The 19,116-nt window shown below is 66.0% G+C and carries 11 protein-coding genes; 4 read left to right on the top strand and 7 right to left on the bottom strand.

Translation table 11 applies throughout. The features are described from left to right. Window positions 1-257: 257 nt before the first annotated feature. A complete protein-coding gene (locus RFA01S_RS24590; protein WP_032364876.1) occupies window positions 258-1,667 on the bottom strand; it encodes a plasmid pRiA4b ORF-3 family protein in 1,410 nt (469 codons plus the stop codon). Window positions 1,668-1,774: 107 nt separating this feature from the next. On the opposite strand from RFA01S_RS24590, the gene RFA01S_RS24585 reads away from it, so the two are divergent. After that, the gene (locus tag RFA01S_RS24585; protein ID WP_032364898.1) at window positions 1,775-2,662 is read left to right on the top strand and encodes a LysR family transcriptional regulator; all 888 of its coding nucleotides are present in this window, start codon (window positions 1,775-1,777) and stop codon (window positions 2,660-2,662) included. A 55-nt stretch (window positions 2,663-2,717) separates the two neighbouring features. Here RFA01S_RS24585 and RFA01S_RS24580 read toward each other — a convergent pair whose 3' ends face one another. The 5 genes from RFA01S_RS24580 to RFA01S_RS24560 form a co-directional block, all read right to left on the bottom strand. Beyond that, complete coding sequence (locus RFA01S_RS24580) at window positions 2,718-3,416, bottom strand: SDR family oxidoreductase (RefSeq protein ID WP_032364877.1); 699 nt, start codon at window positions 3,414-3,416, stop codon at window positions 2,718-2,720. Window positions 3,417-3,518: 102 nt separating this feature from the next. Beyond that, a complete protein-coding gene (locus tag RFA01S_RS24575; RefSeq protein ID WP_052055089.1) occupies window positions 3,519-4,067 on the bottom strand; it encodes an LpqN/LpqT family lipoprotein in 549 nt (182 codons plus the stop codon). Window positions 4,068-4,237: 170 nt separating this feature from the next. Next, window positions 4,238-5,071, bottom strand: a complete 834-nt coding sequence (locus RFA01S_RS24570) for an HAD family hydrolase (RefSeq protein WP_032371640.1) — start codon at window positions 5,069-5,071, stop codon at window positions 4,238-4,240. Window positions 5,072-5,099: 28 nt separating this feature from the next. Next, window positions 5,100-6,317: a metallophosphoesterase gene (locus tag RFA01S_RS24565; protein WP_032407127.1), complete on the bottom strand. Its 1,218-nt coding sequence runs from the start codon at window positions 6,315-6,317 to the stop codon at window positions 5,100-5,102. A 102-nt stretch (window positions 6,318-6,419) separates the two neighbouring features. Then, window positions 6,420-11,354, bottom strand: a complete 4,935-nt coding sequence (locus RFA01S_RS24560; RefSeq protein WP_032407128.1) for a PDDEXK-like endonuclease domain-containing protein — start codon at window positions 11,352-11,354, stop codon at window positions 6,420-6,422. A gap of 216 nt (window positions 11,355-11,570) precedes the next feature. Between RFA01S_RS24560 and RFA01S_RS24555 the strand changes: the two genes are divergently transcribed. The 3 genes from RFA01S_RS24555 to RFA01S_RS24545 all read left to right on the top strand — a co-directional run bounded on the left by RFA01S_RS24555 (window position 11,571) and on the right by RFA01S_RS24545 (window position 18,751). Next, entirely contained in the window at window positions 11,571-12,173 is a 603-nt protein-coding gene (locus RFA01S_RS24555) for a dihydrofolate reductase family protein (RefSeq protein WP_032407129.1), read from the top strand. A gap of 14 nt (window positions 12,174-12,187) precedes the next feature. Continuing rightward, window positions 12,188-12,859 (top strand): TetR/AcrR family transcriptional regulator, encoded by a 672-nt coding sequence (locus RFA01S_RS24550; protein WP_032371643.1) that lies wholly within the window; start codon window positions 12,188-12,190, stop codon window positions 12,857-12,859. Between the two features lie 414 nt (window positions 12,860-13,273). Next, entirely contained in the window at window positions 13,274-18,751 is a 5,478-nt protein-coding gene (locus RFA01S_RS24545) for an ATP-binding protein (protein WP_032407135.1), read from the top strand. 122 nt (window positions 18,752-18,873) lie between these two features. Here RFA01S_RS24545 and RFA01S_RS24540 read toward each other — a convergent pair whose 3' ends face one another. Further along, entirely contained in the window at window positions 18,874-19,089 is a 216-nt protein-coding gene (locus RFA01S_RS24540) for a hypothetical protein (RefSeq protein ID WP_032407130.1), read from the bottom strand. Window positions 19,090-19,116 lie beyond the last annotated feature (27 nt).

Genomic DNA, 19,116 nt, shown 5'->3' with positions numbered 1-19,116 from the left:
AGTCCGTCAGCCTCAAGGGCAACTGTTCCAGCCTATCCCAGCTTGGTCTCGGACACAAGGCCCGACTCTTGGGGGATAAAACCTGCCAAGCCACACGTCCAACCTCGTTCACCCAGTCCGTGAAGACCGGGTCGGTGTCCGTCGCTCTGACTCGACAAAAGTTACGCCACCAACCACACCAACGCAAATCGGCAGGTCAGGGCGCTGGAGACGCGTCGAGCCGGCCGAGACGGCACCGAACGCCTCGGGATCGGCGGTCAACTGGACAAAGCGTCGCGCGCAAATCGACGGGACCAACTCGGTGAGTCCGATACGGCTTCCCGAAAGTAGAAGCTCGGGCCATGGGCACCGATGAGGTCGAGAAAGCTCATGGTCGTCTGAGCAGCGAACTTGGCGTCGAAAACACCGGAATCCTCACTGGCCCAGCCTAATTCCGAGACCGTCTCGATCAGCATCTCGTTACGGTGGGCTGCTGAGGCCGATGCGGCCAGGGAGATCAGGAACAGCGTCGCGGCATCGGTCTCGTACGTCTCCCTCCCCAGCGGAAGCCGCGAGGCCGCATGGCGCCACATGCCGATCGGGTCGTCTGCCAGTGATTCGCCGAGCTTCGTGCGCAGCAGCCGCCCCTTCGCGATGCGGGTCAACCCGAGGTGTCGGACCGCCTCGCGCAAGTCGGTGACCTGATGGTGGTCGATCTCGCGGCTGCTCGACCCAACCCACCCCAGACCCCAATCGAGCTCGTCGCGGATCGCTGCCACGAAAGCGGGCTTGAGGTAGCCGGCATCGGTGAGGACAGCGCCGCCGTCGCCGACCTTTCGGAGGAACCAGGTGAGCTTGGCCATCGCGATCTCGGCAACCGGCAGGTCCACCGAGCTCTCGACGGTGAGCTCGCACCGGGGCAGCAACGCCATCAGTGACGGCACGTGGGTGGGTCGTACTCGGTCGAACAGTCGCCCGATGGCCGGTGCGGCCGCCACAGCTTCGGCGAGCGTCGACCTACCGACATCTGCCGATTGCAGCACGCGGTTGACTGCATCGACCTCGAAACGGGCCGGGTCGAACGTCGGACCCCACTGGGAGAGAAGTTCGGAGTGTTCGGGGTCGGACGAGTCTGCCGCGATGTCCAGCGCCTGGGTATAGCGCGACGGACCGCCCGAGGACTCGGGAGGACACGCGCGGGCACCGTCGAGACAGATCGAACGAAGGTCGTCGATATCGGAGTCCTCGTGTTCCAGCTCGACTGTGTGGGTCCACCCGTCACCGAAATCGTATTCGTACGTCATGACGGATCCCGGGTTCGTCAACACCTCGTCGACGCGTACCCGCTCCTCACTGGAGGCGTCGTCGTCCGGTTCGTCGTCGAGGGTCTCCTGCATTTCGAACCGTCGGGTCGCCCCCGCGGTTCTGACACTGAATGCGTGCAGGTGTCGGTCTTCCCAGCCCACGGCGATCTGCAGTACCGAATGCAACTCCGACAACAACAGATCCGATCGCACGCGCACTCGTCGCCAGATCGACGGCCGCGTGTGATCGATACTCACCCTCAGCACCAGATTCGCCAGGCCACGCGCGGCACCCTCCGTTGCGCTGGGTTCGGCCGGCTCGTCGGCTTCGGGGATATCCGGCACCACCGACAGGTGCCGAACGCGGCCGGTTCTGATCGACATTCCTACGACCCTAGCCGGATCGGTGCAGCAGACCCAGGTGTCACGAAACACCGCCGCTCGATCCTGTCCGGGCGGTAGTGCAGAGCAGTATCGCCTACCCTCGTGCGGTGCCGACTCTGCGCGCCTTGGAATGCTTCGTTGCCGTCGTCGACTGCGGCTCGGTCACCGCGGCGTCGACCCGACTACACCTGTCTCAGCCGGCACTGTCACATCAGTTGGCCGCCTTGGAGAACGAGATCGGTACCCCACTACTGCAGCGACTCCCCCGTGGCGTCCGCCCCACCCCCACGGGCCTTGCCGTCCTCGATGACGCCAGGGCGGCGCTGGCGTCCGCCGAACGGGTCATCCGCACCGGCAGAGCCTGCGCGGAAGGCTCGGAAGGTCGCCTCCGGTTGGGCTGCGTCGAAACGATGACCGTTCCCGTACTGGCTCCCACACTTCGCACCTGGGCACGTAAATACCGCGACGTCGACATCGAATTGACCGAATACAGCAGCGCCGACGTGATGGCCGACGCCGTTGCGCGAGGCGATTGCGACGTGGCAGTGGGCCCCGAGTCGACGCGCTTCGTCGGGGAGGTGGTCAAGATCGGTACCGAGGACGTGGTCGCGGTGGTCCCCGAGGGCCTCGACCTAACCGACCGGCCCGACCTGTCGTGGGCCGATCTGCTCGATCGGCCCGTGGTGCACTACCACCCGACCAACGGGCTCGCCGCCTGGATCGACGCCGAGGCCGCATCGAGCGAGGTGGTTCTGACCGTTGCCACCCGCACTCGAAGTGCCAGCACAGCAGCACAACTCGCTCGGGCGGGGCTGGGCATCGCACTCGTCCCGAGTACAGCGCTGCCGCCGAGGTTCGACGGAGTCGTCAAACCGCTGCGCCCGCCACTTCGCCGGACGGTGGTGGCCATGATCGGCTCCCCTACCGACGCCCTGGTGCAACGGTTTCTCACCGACCTCGCTCGCCACGGCATGCCGAAAACACGCGGACTATGACGCCTGAGTGACGACATGGGTTCGACGAGCAACCCGGCTCCAGTGTTCGGCTCGTTCAGCTCAGACGCCCACCGCCGTCGACATGCAGTGTTGTGCCGGTGACGAAGGTGGCGGTGAGGGCGTACAGCACGGTGGCGACCACATCGGCCGGTCGACCGACGCGTCCGGCAGGATTCGCTCGCGCCGTCTCCTCGAAGAACGATTGCTTGCCGTCGCCCATGGCGTCCCATGCTCCGGAGTCCACGATTCCCGGCGACACGGCGTTCACTCGAATCGGTGCCAGTTCTACCGCCAAAGCCTCGACGAGAAACGACACGGCACCGTTCGTCGTGGACATGATCGACAGCCCTGGCGCCGGCTTCCATGCGGCAACCCCCGAAAAGAACAGCAGCGAGCCACCTTCGGAGATGTGCCCACCGAAATGCTTGGCCAACAGGATCGGCCCGATCACTTTTGCGTCGAACGCTTTTCGGATATCGGCGACGTCGAGCTCACCTATGGGTCCGTTGGCATGATCGGCGGCCAGACTCACGACGTGATCGATCGCTCCGACAGTTGCAGCAGCTGCGGCGATGGATTCCTCGTCGCTCAGATCCACAGTCAGGGCGCTGGCTCGATCACCCAGCGCAGACACAACCCGTTCCACGACATCCGGCCGACGCCCGGCGAGCACGACGCTTCCTCCGCTGTCGATGATCTCGGTAGCAACCGCCCTACCGATTCCCGACGCTCCGCCGATCACAAGTACTCGCATGGTGTTTCACCTTTCGCTCGAATGGTTCGTCACCAGTCAAACGAAAGCCTGCCGGTTCTACAATCGCGATAACGAGGCCCTGCCATAGAAAACCCGAATGAGTTATGCCGCGGGAAGCGTCAGTCCGTCGTTGATCGCAGAGACGTCGAACGCCAGCGCATCCAGCTGCGACTCGAGCGTCGTCACGGTCAGCTGGACCAGGTACCGACTGTCCTCGCCCACTACTGCGTAACGCGTCGTCACCGCAGCTTCCAGCTGTTGAGCGACGTAGGTGCCACGAATGAACCGTGACGGCCAGCCGGCCCACGGTTCCGTGCTCGTCTCTTGCTCGACCCACCCCGGCATCGCGCGCCCGTCACCGAAACCCAACGCCATCAACGCTTCCGGGTCGATGGAGCGAGAGAGCTTCCCGACCAGCAAGACAGCATTCGGCGCGAAACCGTTCTCCACCAGGTTCGGCTCGACCGTCACTTGGGTCGCACCGGGAAACTGTGCCGGATCGAGCGTCTGCCACCCCGCGGGAACCGGCACCGTTATGCCGAGATCGGCCGCCGCAGCGCCGTCCAGCGGCAACACCTGCAGTGCATGAGCGTCGAGATACTCGGCGATCGTGGTGGGTTCGGACGGTCGGGTCGTGGGAGAGTCGTTCACTGCAGGCCCTTCGTGGTGGTCGATTCGGCACGACCGAGGCTACCGGCGTCCGCCGAACCTACCTCGACGACTCCACACAGCAGGGCACTGTTGTTCGGAGACAACGCGATCCGTGATGTCGGACCCAGGTGGGTCGAGGGCCGGTCGACCGAGAACAGTATCGCGAGCGACTACCGCTGCACTCGACGCTCGGTGAGTTCTTCGAGATAGCGAGCAACCGCATCGTCGTCGTGCGAATGCAGTACACGATCGGCCACAGCGCGCACCGGCTCCGCAGCATTCGATGGACACAGCGCGGTACCGGCCCACGCCAGCATGGGAAGGTCGTTGCGCGCATCTCCCACCGCTGCCACGTCGTCCTGAGCTACGCCCCACTGTTCGCACAACTCCGCCAGAGCAGTGGCCTTGGATACCCCGGCGGCGGACATCTCGATGTACGGTGCCCCGGAGTGCGTCAGCTCCACACCGACGAGACCTGCCTCGGCCACCAACGCGTACAACTCCTCGCTCGGCGTATCACTGTGCCTTGCAACAATTTTGACTGTCGGCTCGGCCGACAGACCGTCCTCCGACAGCTCCATCTCGTGCGGGTGGCGGTGATGGTCGGAGAAGACGCACAGCTCCGCGTATCGCGACTCGGCGACGAAACGAGTGGCACCCACAGTTGCGAACGCCACGCCGGGAACCAGAGATCGAACAGCGGAGGTGACAGCCGCGACCGTCTCCGTCGGCACCGACCTGGTCGCGACGATGACCGGGCTGCCATCGGCAAGGTCCAGCACCACCGCACCGTTCGCTCCCACTGCCGTACCGGTGAACCCACACGACGCAGCAAGCTCGGCGATGGAGTGCCGCGCCCGCGCCGTCGCCCACACCACCCGGATGCCTGCGGCTTCGGCAGCGGCCAGCGCATCTGCCGTCCGCGCCGACACCGTTCGATCCGAACGAAGTAGCGTGCCGTCGAGATCGGTTGCGACTACCTGGATCTCTCCCGTGTGCCTCACCCGTCCGATACTGCCAGGTGCCGACGCGTCAGCCTGCCACCAACGTCAGGACCGAGATCTCACTCGGTGCGAACACCCGGAACGGCGGCCCCCAGAATCCCGACCCCCGACTGGTGTAGAGCTGCGTACGCGCTCCATGCCTGCTCAGTCCGTGCACCACCGGCTGGTCCAGTCGAACCAATGCCGCGAACGGCCAGATCTGACCGCCGTGGGTGTGGCCGGACACCTGCAGATCGACGCCCGCTCGGACGGCGTCGCCGATCTGTTTCGGCTGGTGGGCCAGCAGCAACACCGGGATCGACGGATCGGCCCCGGCCAGTGCCCCAGCCAGATCGGCACCGTGACCGGGGGCACCCGACCCTGCTGCCGTGGCGTCGTCCACACCGGCGATGACCAAGGCATCGTCACCTCGATGCAGCACGACATGACGATTGTGCAGCGCGTTCCACCCGATGCTCTGCATGTGGTCCAGCCACTCCTGCGCCTCACCGAAATACTCGTGATTCCCGGTGACGTAGACGCGGGCGGCGGACGCGCGCATCGATTCCAGCGGCGCAGCCTGTTGCCTGCGCGTGGACACGGAACCGTCGGCAATGTCGCCGACGTGCGCGAGCACGTCCGCTTCGAGCGCGTTGACGGCATCGGTCAGTCGCCTCGACCACACGGTTCGGTTCACCGGACCGAAGTGGGTGTCGGTGACCAGGACGACTCGCAGGCCGTCGAATCGGGCACCGAGCCGGGCGATGCTGATGCTCGTGTGCCGAACGCGCGGAGTGCGCATGGCCTCGTAATGGCCCCAGAGGGCAAGGCCGACGATCACTGTCACCGTCGCCGCCGCCGTGATTCGCGACCGCAATGGATCGTCGACACCGGCCGCCCACAGCCCGAGCCTGAGCAACAGTGAGAGCGCCGACCATACGAACGCGATCCAGGCGAGACCCAGCAGGACGTCGCCGAGACGCGCCCAGGCGTCCTTCCTGTCCCCCTCGATGCCGGGCCGGTGACCGAGATACATCGCGGTGGGCAAGGCGAGCGCGGCAGCGATCACCAGTGCCGCGCCGAGCAGCCGAACCACCGGCGGCCACTGCGCACCCGCGAACAGCACGGTCCACATGGGCAGCCCGAACAGCACCGCACACAATGCAACGACCGTGGCCGGGACCATGATTCGCCGACGAAGTGTTCGGCCGGGCCGTTCGGGCACCGCCCTGTCGGCGTGCAGCCCCTGCGTCTGTCGATCTGCCATCGGCGGAGACCCTCTTTGCTCGAACGTGCACCGAATACCGCGAACCAGACTACGACGGTAACGAGCTGCACGCTGACGGGCCGCGACTCCCGCGGACTACACCTACGGGCTGCGGCGCGTGGTGTATCCCCGCAGTCCGTTGAGAGGCAGTTGGTGCTCGGCGACCACCTCGTCGACCGAGCTCACGGACTCCTCGACGCCACCACTCGATTCGACTCCGTCGACCGCGCCCCGCACTTCTTCGGAGCTGTCGACCGAATCGGATGCACCCGGTCCGTCCGAGTCCGCAGCTGCAGCAGGCACTTTCGGTGCTGTCGGGGGTGTGGACGCGCGCGGAGCTCCGGTCGCGTCGATCGTGCTCGAACCGTTCGCAGCACCGGTTCCGTTGGTCAACCCCGACCGTCTGGATGTGCCGGTTCCGTTCGTGGTGTCGGTGTCGGCGGTGTTGTCGGTAGGTATGTCGAGGCGAGGCATCGTCCACAGAGACAGCACCGAATCATGCCGAACGGGTGCGTTCGTTCGTGTCGCAGCCTCGAAAGCCCCGGAATCGTCGAACTGCGAGGACTCGAGCGGTACCGGTGTCCAGGTCTCCTCGGACGCCGTTCCGCCTTCCGCACCAACGGCACCGGGCTTGATTCCCAATCGCGCGAGGGTGAACCACAGACTGTCGAGAGCACCGTCACGATCGAGGTGGTACTCCGATTCCCGCACGCGCCAGAACGTCCACCCGCATCGCTTGAGTTCCTGCTCGCGTTGCAGATCCGCCGATCGTTGCGCGGGGGTGGTCGAGAACGAATCGACGTCGCATTCGACGGCGAGGCGAGAGGACTCCCCCGTGACGACGAGCGCGATACGCCGATTGTTCACTTCGACACCGGGATTGACGTGGAAGCCACGCTCGACGAGGTCGTTGAACAGCTGCTGTTCCAGCAGCGTCTCGAACGGGGCTTTCCTGATCTCGCGCGAGACGTTCTGGGGCATCGGATCGGCGGGAGCGGGTGAGACCGACGTGACGTAGGAGAGCAGAGAGTTACGCAGGTCTGCTCGTTTGAGGCGATCGACGGTGACCGAATGGAACAGCCACAACTGATCCTGCGCCCGCGACGCGGCCACGTTGAACCGACGCTTGTACTGGTTCGAGGTCAGGGTGGCGAAGTTCTGATCCGGTGCCACCACCATCGACAGGAACACGACGTTGCGCTCGTCGCCCTGGAAGTCCGGTGGCGTGCCCACTCGCAAGCGGCGTTGTTCCCACTGCTCGATGCCGATACGTTTGATCAGCTCGTTGCGAATCTCGTCGACCTGCGACTGCCCCTGCAGCACAACGACTCCGAAGGTCAGGTCGTCGTACGCGGCATCGGCGAGGCACTCGGATATCTGCTCCGCGATGGCAATGGCCTCGGTCCGGTTGACGAGCGAGGCGTTCTTTCCGGTGACCGTCGCCCCGCGAACGTACGTGTGCCGAAGCGGCGGCAGGCGATCGGCACCGAACTGCCGCACCGGCACCAGTGGCGAGTCTCCGTAGAACTGCTGACTCGACCAATTGATGATCTCCGGCATCGAACGGAAGTGCTCTCGTAGTCGCACCACCTGACCGAACCGGGTGCGCAGCATCGAGAACAGACTCGACCGCGGTGTCAGCGTCGCCCGCACGTGCTCCGGTAGGTCCGGGAGATATACATCGAGGCGGTCGAACACGTCCTCGAGCGTGCCGGCCTGAGGGACATCGGCGGGCGCGCACTGCCGGTCGTCTCCCACCACGATCACCCGAGGCGCGAGGTACAGCAGGAACAGGCTCGTGATGTCGGCCTGGCTGGCCTCGTCGACGATGACGACGTCGAAGCTACCCGGCACCGGCGGAATCGACGCGAGCACCTGGGAGAGCGGCATGACCCAGGCGGGCACCGCGCTCTGTGCCTCTCGCATCGCCGATCGTGCTGCGCTGCGGTAGGTTTCGGCGTACTTGCCGGCACCCGAACCGATACTGGAAATGTGCTCGCGGTAAGTCTGCAGTGCGCGAACCTCGACGGCCGTCATCCGCTGCAGGCTGTTGAGCCAGGCACTCGCGGCAGCGAGACGCGTCGTGAGATAAGCGATGTCGACATCCGCGGCCGCCAACTCCGCTTCGAGTTGCTGCTCGAGACCCCCGTGGTGCTGCTCACCGACCCATTCGCGCGCGCGACGCCACGCCCACGCCTTGGACAGCTGCCAACTGAGCTCGTCCCATTCCGGGTCTGCCGCGGTGTCCTTGACCAACTCGAACAGGGCCGGCGCGACTGCCGACAGTGTGGCCGACATCGACTCGAGCAGCAGCTGATTCTCCTGCTCCGCGCAGGCCTGAGCGTAGGCGGAGACCGCGCCCGCCAATTCCGCAGGATCGGCAGCGCCGAGGGCCGTCACCAGATTCAGACCTTCGGGCGACGGTCCCGCGTCGATACGAGTGGCCACCGCGAACTGCAGAGCGTCCAGCTCGGCGCGGGCGATGTCGATGTCGACGCGCGCGGAGATGGCCGCCGCGGCTCCGGCTATCTCCTGAGCTTCGGCGAGGCTTCGAATCCACGGCGCAGCAGGCGACACTGTGTAGAGCCGATGTACCAGTGCGTCACGAGCGGCAACCACTGCCGCTACGGAACGGAGTCGATCGGCGATCTGCGCAACGGTGTTGACGCGAATCGATCGCGGGCCGTCGAGCGGGACGACGATCGCCAGGTCGGCCAGCAACACCGCCGCCGTCTGCACGGTGTCGAGAGCCCGAATGTGTTCCGCGACAAGCCGAGCGGCCATCGCACTCGTCGCCGGTTGCCCGTCGACGGTGGCGACGATGCCGAGAGCTTCGACGGTCTTCTGCTCCTCGCTACGCCGAAATCGCGGCTTCCATTCGATTCCCGATTCCAGCGCAGCTGCGAGCGCATCCATAGCCTGCAGAGTCGCAGCAGACGTGGACGAGCACTGCACGTCGTGCGCGCCGATGTACCGGTCGGACGCTGCGGCAGTGGCAACGAGGTCGTCGATTCCGCTGACCCGCGACCACAGGTGAGACGCTTCGCCGGACAGCACCGAGTCGGTCACCCGCGCATACGTGGCATCGAGCTCCGCGACCACTCGCACGCGAGCCGCCAATTCCTCGCAGAGAGAACGGATGTCGGACGAGACGGCAGGTTCGACGCCGCCCAGCAACGTGATGAGGTCGGCAGCCAGCGGCGGGACGGCGTCTATCGGCGTATGCACACGCCGGCACAGCGCTGCGAGTTCGGCCGAATTCGGCAGCATCGTTTCGGGACGCGGCAGCACCTGGCGCGATCGTTGCTCGCGGGCACCGTCGGAGGTCGCAATCAGCGCTCGGAGTTGGTCGACCTGGGCACCGTCGAACGGTGGCCGGTCGGCGAGCAACGGCCCGGGCAGCCACTCGTGGGCGCCTTCGGCTGCTTTGACCTTACGTACGATCGACGCCACCGTGCCGTCGTACCCATCCGAAACATATTCGTGCACAACGGTTTCGGATTCGCGAAGAGCGCTGACACGGTTCAGCAGTTCCGTCCGACGAGCGAGCGCGGCCGCGCGGCGGGTGGTGAGCGCGTCGATCTTCTGCTGCTCACTGGCTTCGTCGAACGAGGTCTTACGCTCGGCGATCTTGGCGACGCTGCGATTCAGCTCGTCCGAACCACCACGGGAGAGGTCGGTGATCGAGACGCAGAGCTCCTGCAACTCGGGCGGCAGCTTGTCGCGCAGGACTCGCAAAGCTTGTGACTTTTCACTAGTGACCAGAACCCGCTGACCTCGCGCCAGCAGCCCGGACATCAGGTTCGCGATGGTGTGGGTCTTCCCCGTCCCGGGCGGCCCTTCGACGACCACACCGCTGTCGCGTCCGAGTCGTTCGATGATCTGCGACTGCTCGGCGTTGGCCGGCAGCGGAAACAGAGGATCTTCGGCCAGCGCCGCCGACGCGCCGGCTCCGGTCCGTTCGAGCCATGCCATCCGATCGGCCGGCTCGATCGCGTCGACCAGTTGCGCGAGGCCCAGCGGAACCGGTGAGTCGGCGGCGTCGAGATCGACGATCATCTGCTCGTAGTACTCGACCAGCGCGAACGAGTCGCGGGTTCGGAGCACGAGTGCGGGCGAGACCGTCAGCGTTCGATCGTCGTCGATGTACGCGAGAGCTCCCGGGGGCCCGAGGCGATCGAGCACCTCGATCTCGTGACGGGGAACTCGCGTCGCCCATTCGCGCAAGAATTCTTCGACGCCCTCACCGAGGGGCGAGTCGACGTTGCCGTGCAGCTTCTCGGCGAGGGCCACCGAGCCGGAGGTATCGAAGTCCTTCGATCCGGTGAGCAGCTGGCCGTCCTCGAGACGCGGGGTACTACCGGCGACCAGTCGCACCAACAGGTCGCCGGTCCGCACATCACGTTCGATTCCGGCCGACTGGGTGAGGAGGTGAGTACGCACGCTGCGCTGGGGGTCGGGGTTGCTCGACGTCAGCAGACCCGATGCCACCACCAGTTCGATCGACTCGGGGCGCGAGGCGAGCTCTTGCATCATCAGTTGCAATGCTTGGTACAGCGCTGCCTTGGGCCGCCGGTCTCGATCTTCCTGAGCCCACTGCTTCCAGGACTCCGAGTACTGCTCGAAAGCCTTCTTGATCTCGTAGGCCTTGCGAATATCGAAATCGGCGTCGGACTCCTGCGCCTCGCCGCGACGACGTGATGCCGCCGTCGACGCGTCGGCGAGCTCGATCTCGCGGTAGCGACTGTCTCCGACGACCTGGGGATCGAGCCAACCCGTCAGAAGCGCCGGTGGCTCGGGTGGGTCGTCGACGGCGATGCGCGGCGCCCGAAGTACGACCCCGCCCTGGCCGGCCTTCGGGTCGAGACGAACCGGAATCTCACTGGAGTACAACCACTCGACCTGGACATGATCGTCGAACCTCAGGACCGGATTCGACCGCGCCTCGACTATCTCGCGCAGGAAGCGCAACAGGCGCGCAACCCTGCTCTTGAGCTCGTCGTCGTATTCACGACCGGTAGCCGCTGCAGCCGTCACAGTTTCCCCACAAATGCTCGAATGGCCGTCCCGCCAGGGGACAGTGCTTACGCACCCGCGTCACAGTAGCCGTTGAAAAGCAGTTGTTCACCGGGGTCCGAGCACACAGAATGCGTTCTAGTGCTCGGTCACAAAGACCGACTCGGTTGCTTGGAACAACAACAGAAAACGCGGCCCGTCCGGACACGCACCGGCCGCCGATCGCAGGAGCGTCGCATGCGCAATCTTGTCTACTACATCGCCGTCACACTCGACGGATTCATCGCCGCGCCCGACGGCACCTACGACTGCTTCGCGACCGAGGGTGATCACCTCGAGGCCATCGTGACCGAGCTCCCCGAGACGCTGCCGGTGCACGTCCGCGCCGCACTCGGCATCGATGCCCCGCCGGCGCGGTTCGACACCGTGGTGATGGGCCGGGCGACCCTGCAACCCGCACTCGACATCGGCATCACCAGCCCGTACCCCCATCTGCGGCAGTACGTGCTCTCCCATACGTTGCCTGCCGCGACGGACGCGACCGAGCCGATCGTCGGCCGGAACCCGATCGACCTGGTTCGAGAACTCAAAGCCGAGGACAGCGACGCCGACGTGTGGCTCTGCGGCGGCGGCCACCTCGCGGGGCAGCTCGTCGACGAGATGGACGAGCTGTTTCTCAAGGTCTATCCCGTCGTGCTCGGCCGGGGAATCGGGCTGTTCGCGCCCGAGACCGGACCCGAGCCGCCGATCGCACGACGGTTCGAGCATCTGCACTCACGCCAGTTCGACAGCGGCGTGCGGTTCACCCGGCTGGTTCGCCCCGACGGCGGTGAGCGATGACGTATAAAGACTGAATGCCTGCCGCACCGGTGTCCGAAGGGGAGCAGCCGACTCGCCGGCCGACGACCCAGCGCGGACTACGGACCCGATCCGCACTGGTGGCAGCCGCCCGACGCGTGTTCGAGGACAGCGGCTACCTCGATTCCCGGCTGATCGACATCACCAGAGCCGCGCACTGCTCGGCTGGGACCTTCTACACGTATTTCACCAGCAAGGAAGAGATTTTGGCCGCGGTGCTCGAACAGGCCAGGGACGACATGCTGCACCCCGGCACGGAACGGGTGGACCCGCACGACGATCCCGCTGCCGTGATCGCAGCCAGCAACCGGGCGTACTTCGAGGCATATCGGCGCAACGCCAAGCTGATGGCACTGCTCGAGCAGGTCTCCAACATCGATCCCGACTTTCGCCGCCTGCGCCGCGAACGCGCCGACGCGTTCGTACGACGCAATGCACGCAGTATCGAGAGCCTGCAGAAACGCGGCGTGGCGGATACCGACCTCGATCCCCTGCTCGCCTCCCGCGCGTTGTCGTCGATGATCAGTCGTCTCGCGTTCAACCACTTCGTCGTCGACGCCGAGGACGGCAATCCCGACGCCGACTACGAGGCGCTGCTCGCCACTGCGACGAGGCTGTGGGTCAACGCGTTGCGGATACCGGACAAGAGCGTCGGACACACCGGATGAACGCCTCCTCGGCAACCTGCTGCTCGTCCGAAACCGCCTTCGTCGACCTGTACCCGTCGGTAATGTACTCGCCGGTAGCCAGAGATGGTGAGGAATCACGAATTATGCGTCCCGACAACGCTACTCGTGAGTACGAATCCGATGTGAGGCAGAGCAAAGAAAATGTCCAGTACGGAATGTGTTGTCACAGAATTGAATTGGCTCGTTCGTGATCAATCACACTCACCCCGAACGCCGTTGGCACGGCACAGGGTCCGGTTGCCGCTAGAATAAGTCGACCGGAGTGCTGCATGGGCGCAGGACCGGAGCCTGCGCAACGACCCGACAACCATCAAACGGACATGCCCAGCCGGACCCACCTCCCATCGAGTGCACCGACGCGATGTGCGCCTACACCGAGCGAAGAGAGATACGTTGTTCAAGCGGATTGCAGTAGTCAACCGAGGCGAGGCAGCAGTACGGCTGATCCGAGCCGTCCGAGAGCTCAACGCCGAACACGATTACGGCATCCGCACCGTAGCGCTGCACACCGAGGCAGAGAAGCGGGCCATGTTCGTCCGCCTGGCCGACGAAGCGGTCACGCTGCGTAAGCCGGCGAGCGGTTCGGCCTACCTCGATTACGGCGTGCTGGAAGCGGCACTGGTGGAATCCGGGGCCGACGCCGTATGGGTCGGCTGGGGCTTCGTCGCCGAGGACCCGACGTTCGCCGACCTGGTCGCCCGCCTGAACATCACCTTCATCGGCCCGTCCGCGGACGCGATGCGCCTGCTGGGTGACAAGGTCGAGGCCAAGATCCTCGCCGAGAAAGTCGGCGTTCCCGTCGCACCGTGGTCCGGCGGCCCCGTCGAGACCCGCGCCGACGCCCGTCGCCACGCCGCGGCTATCGGTTACCCGTTGATCATCAAAGCCCGCTCGGGCGGCGGTGGCCGCGGCATCCGCAAGGTGTTCCACGAGGACGAACTCGAACTGTCCCTCGAACGCACCCAGGGTGAGGCCGAGCGCTCGTTCGGCGACCCCGTCGTATTCCTCGAGCGTCTGGTCACCGATGCCCGGCACGTCGAGGTCCAGGTCATTGCCGACAGTCACGGCAACGTGTGGGCTCCCGGTGTGCGCGACTGCTCGATTCAGCGTCGCAACCAGAAGGTCATCGAGGAGTCCAGCTCCCCGCTGCTGACCAAGGAACAGTCCGATCAGCTGCGCACCGCGTCGGCCGAGCTTGTCAAGGCCGCCGGATATCAGGGCGCGGGCACCGTGGAGTACCTCTACCAACCCGAGCAGAAGATCTTCACGTTCCTCGAGGTCAACACCCGCCTGCAGGTCGAGCACCCGATCACCGAATACACCACCGGCATCGACCTGGTGAAGCTGCAGATACTCGTCGCCGACGGCCAGGCACTGCCCGGCGACTGCCCGCCCGAGTTCGGTCACGCCGTCGAGGCCCGCCTCAACGCCGAGGACGCCGACAACGGCTTCGCACCGGCCCCCGGCACCGTCGAGCTGCTCAAGTTCCCCCTCGGCACCGGCATCCGCGTCGACACCGGCATTGCCCAGGGCGACGTCATCCCACCCGACTACGACTCCATGGTCGCCAAGGTCATCGCCTGGGGCCGCGACCGCAGCGAAGCGCTGGCGAGACTGCGCAACGCACTGCGCGAGACCACGGTCGTCATCGACGGCGGCACCACCACCAAGTCGTTCCTGCTCAGCCTGCTCGACCGCGAGGAAGTCATCTCCGCCTCCGCCGACACCGGCTGGCTCGACCGCACCGAAGCCGGTTCCCAGGTGGGGCCGACCGCCGTCGCCGACATCGCCATCATCGCCGCAGCGATCGACGCCTACGACGCCGAAGAAGGCCGCGAACGCACCTCGTTCCTCAACTCCGCTCGCGGCGGCCGCCCACGCGCGACACACGCCATCGGCCGAACCGTCGAGCTGAACTACCAGGGCCAGGCCTACAAGCTCGAGGTCGGCCAGACCGGTACTCACCGCTACAGCATCGAAAGCGACGGCATCGGCGAACTGCAGGTCGACGTCGAACGCCTCGGCACCTACGAAAGCCGCCTCGTCATCGGCGACCGCCGCTACCAGGTGGTCACCGTCGCCGGAGCCGCCCACTTCCTCGTCGAGGTCGACGGCATCAGCCATCAGATCTCCCAGGACGAGGCCGGGCTGGTCCGCGCGCCTGCACCCGCTGTCGTCGTCGCCGTCCCGGTCGCCGTCGGCGACGAGGTCGAAGCAGGACAGACCCTCGTCGTCCTCGAATCGATGAAGATGGAAACTGCCGTCCGGTCCCCGTACGCGGGCACCGTGCGTGAGGTCCTGGCCTCGGTCAACGGACAGGTCGACGCGGGTGCTGCACTGCTGCGCGTCGATCAGGCCGGAGAACAGAAGGTCTCCGAGCAGGCACCTCGGGTGCAGTTCCGTGGCGTCGACGACGCCGCGCAGCGCTCGCCGCAGCGTCGCGCACTGGATCGGCTCGACGAACTTGCAGCCCTCATCACCGGCTTCGACGTCAGCGGTGCCCGGGCTCGAAACCTGTTGTCCACCTATGAGACTCTGCGTGCCGAGGTGCCACGCGACGATTCGGAGCTGGTCACCGCCGAACTGGCGTTGCTGAACACCTTCGCCGACATCTGCGAGCTCTCCCGCAACCGTCCGACGATGGACGAGGAGAACAACGACGAGCGAGTCCACTCCCCCCGCGAGCACTTCCACTCGTTCCTGCACTCGCTCGACGCGGACGTCCAGGGTCTGCCGGAGTCGTTCCGCGCCAAGCTCACTCGCGCGCTCGCGCACTACGACGCCGCTATCGACGAGGGCCGAACCCCGGCTCTCGAAGAGGCCGTCTACCGTGTCTTCCTCGCCCTGCAGCGCATGGAGAACCAGGTTCCGGTGATCGCGGCCCTCCTCGGCCACTGGCTCAGCGACTCCTCCGCCCAGCCCGAGGCCACCCCGGCCATGGCCGAGGTACTCGAGCGCCTCATCGGTGCCACCCAGGCCCGCTACCCCGTCATCGGCGACGTCGCCCGCAACCTGCGCTTCCGGTTGTTCGACGAGCCGCAGATCCGGATCGCCCGCGAAAAGGTCTACGACGGCGTCCGTGGCAGTCTGCAGTACCTGGCCGAGAACCCCGACGCAGCCGACTACTCGGCTCGTGTAGCCGCTCTCGTGGCGACACCGGAACCACTGATCGAGCTTCTGGCACAACGGATCACCGATCCCGGTGCTCTGCTCGAGGTGATCACCCGTCAGTACTACGAAATTCGCACCCTCGAGGATGTCAAGGCCTTCGACCGCGACGGTAAGCACTTCGTCACCGGCAACTTCGAGCTCTCGGGCGAACGACTGCATCTGATCTCGACCGCGACGGACTTCGACTCCCTCGCAACGACTCTCGACGCCGTCGAGGACATCGCCGGCCCGTCGCCGGAAAACCTTGCCGTCGATCTGTACCTGTCGTGGCCGGACGCCCCCGCCGACGGCGACGTGCTCTCGGCCCGACTGCAGGAAGTTCTGGCCGCCCACTCCGGCTCCGGCCGCTGGCGCCGGGTCACGGTCACCGTGTTCGGCGCGGTCACGCGAAAGATGACGTACCGCCGCACCACGGTCGAGGGATCCGAGCCCCTCGCCGAGGACACCATCATCCGGGACATGCACCCGCTCACCGGTCAGCGACTCGACCTGTGGCGACTGAAGAACTTCGACGGAGTCCGCCTGCCCGCCAGCGCCGGGACCTACCTGTTCCACCTGACGTCCAAGGCCAACCCGTCCGACGAGCGACTCGTCGCCCTCGCCGAGATCCGGGGCATCACAACACAGTTGGACGACGCCGGAAACATCGTCGCGGTACCCGAGATCGAACGAACCGTCGCAGCCTGCCTCGACGGCATCCGCCGCGCACAGGCCGGACGCGGCAAGAAGCGTCTCGACGCCAACCGCGTCGTGCTCTACGTCTGGCCGGTACTGAACGTGCCCGCGGACCGCATCGCCACCATCGCCCGGCACATCGCGCCGCTGACCATCGGAGCCGGACTCGAAGAGATCACGCTGATCGCACGCCTGGCCGAAACACCGGGCGCGACGCCGCGCGAGGTGGCTCTGCGCCTGTCGTACCGGTCCGGTGCCGGCATCGTCGCCAAGGTGACCCCGCCGCCGACCGAGCCGATGCGCCCGCTCGACGAGTACACCCAGAAGGTGCAGCGATCCCAGGCCCGCGGCACCGTGTACCCGTACGAGCTGATTCCGTTGCTCAGCAGCAACGGTGGCACGTTCACCGAGTACGACTTCGACTCCGACGGCGTGCTCGCCCCGGTCGATCGTCCCTACGGCCGCAACTCCGCGGGCGTCATCGTCGGTGTGGCCACCACCCCGACCGCCAAGTACCCCGAGGGCATCACTCGCGTCGCACTGTTCGGTGACCCCACCAAGGCGCTCGGCACCGTCGCCGAGGCGGAGTGCTCGCGGATCGTTGCGGCCATCGACCTCGCCGAACAACTCGGGGCTCCCGTCGAATGGTTCGCATTGTCCTCCGGCGCAACGATTTCCATGGAATCGGGCACCGAGAACATGGACTGGGTCTCGCGCGGCCTGCGCCGCATCATCACCTTCACCCAGGCCGGCGGCGAGATCAACATCGTCGTCGCGGGCATCAACGTCGGCGCGCAGCCGTACTGGAACGCCGAAGCCACCATGCTCACCCACACCAAGGGCATCCTGGTGATGACCCCCGACAGTGCGATGGTGCTCACCGGAAAGCAGTCCCTGGACTACTCCGGCGGCGTCTCGGCCGAGGACAACTTCGGTATCGGTGGCTACGACCGCGTCATGGGCCCCAACGGCCAGGCACAGTACTGGGCACCGAACCTGCGAGCCGCATGCGACATCCTGTTCGCTCACTACGATCACGCGTATGCCGCACCGGGAGAACGCTTCCCACGCCGTGCAGCCACCGCCGATCCCACCGAGCGTGACGTACGCACCTACCCGCACGTGCACCCGTCCAGCGACTTCACCACCGTCGGCGACATCTTCTCCTCGGTCACCAACCCGGACCGCAAGAAGCCGTTCGACATTCGCACCGTGATGCGCGCCGTGGTCGACCAGGACCACTCGGTGCTCGAGCGGTGGGCCGACATGGCCGACGCCGACACTTCGGTGGTGTTCGACGCCCACCTCGCCGGAATCCCGGTGTCCGTGATCGGCATCGAGTCGCGGGCCATCCCCCGCAAGGGCTGGTTCCCGTCCGACGGCCCGGATCAGTGGACCTCGGGAACCTTGTTCCCGAACTCGTCGAAGAAGACGGCCCGCGCCATCAACGCTGCCAGCGGAAGCCGGCCGATCGTGGTGCTGGCCAACCTCTCCGGCTTCGACGGATCACCGGAATCGCTGCGCAACATCCAGCTCGAATACGGTGCCGAAATCGGCCGCGCCATCGTCAACTTCGACGGACCGGTCGTGTTCTGTGTCGTCTCGCGCTACCACGGCGGCGCGTTCGTGGTGTTCTCCGGAGCACTCAACGACAATATGGAGGTCCTCGCGGTCGAGGGCTCCTTCGCCTCCGTACTCGGCGGTGCCCCGGCAGCCGCAGTGGTGTTCACCCGCGACGTCAACGCCCGCACCGCAGCGGACGCCGACGTCAAGGAGCTCGAAGCACGACTGAACGCCGCCGAGGACGACGCCACCCGCTCGGCTCTGCGCGTCGAGCTGGCCACCGTGCGAGCGAACGCCCGCAACGCCAAATTGGGTGAGGTGGCAGCCGAATTCGAGGCCATCCACAACATCCAGCGCGCGCAGAGCGTCGGATCGGTGCACCACATCGTCCCCGCTGCCGAACTACGCCCGCAGCTGGTTGCGGCCGTCGAACGCGGAATGGCGCGGTCGCTGGCCAAGTAGGGCTCAGGCTCCAGGCACACGCGCGCGCGTTTGCTGGATGCGAGCGGAATGGTTACCTGTTCCGCGAGCGTCCGGCGAACGCGCGCGCGTTTGTCGGTTGGGGGTTCAGTGCAGGGCGTGCGCTACCAGTAGGTCACGTCCGTTGCGACGATTCCGGTGCACTGTCCGGTGAAGATGGTCACCGAGCAGGCCTCCCACAACCGGGACAGATCCGAGAACAAGCTCGACGCTCCGTTCGCGCTACCGGTGCTCGCGCTTCCGGTATCGGCCACGGCAACCGCTGGCGACGCTATGGCGATGACGGCAGCTCCCCACACAACAGCAATACGACGCTTCACGCAGTTCTCCTCTGTGCTCCATCGGAC

The sequence above is a fragment of the Rhodococcoides fascians NBRC 12155 = LMG 3623 genome, assembly GCF_001894785.1.
Classification (GTDB): domain Bacteria; phylum Actinomycetota; class Actinomycetes; order Mycobacteriales; family Mycobacteriaceae; genus Rhodococcoides; species Rhodococcoides fascians.
The sequence above is the reverse complement of the archived record's forward strand: the minus strand, read 5'-3'. Positions and strand labels throughout refer to the sequence as shown.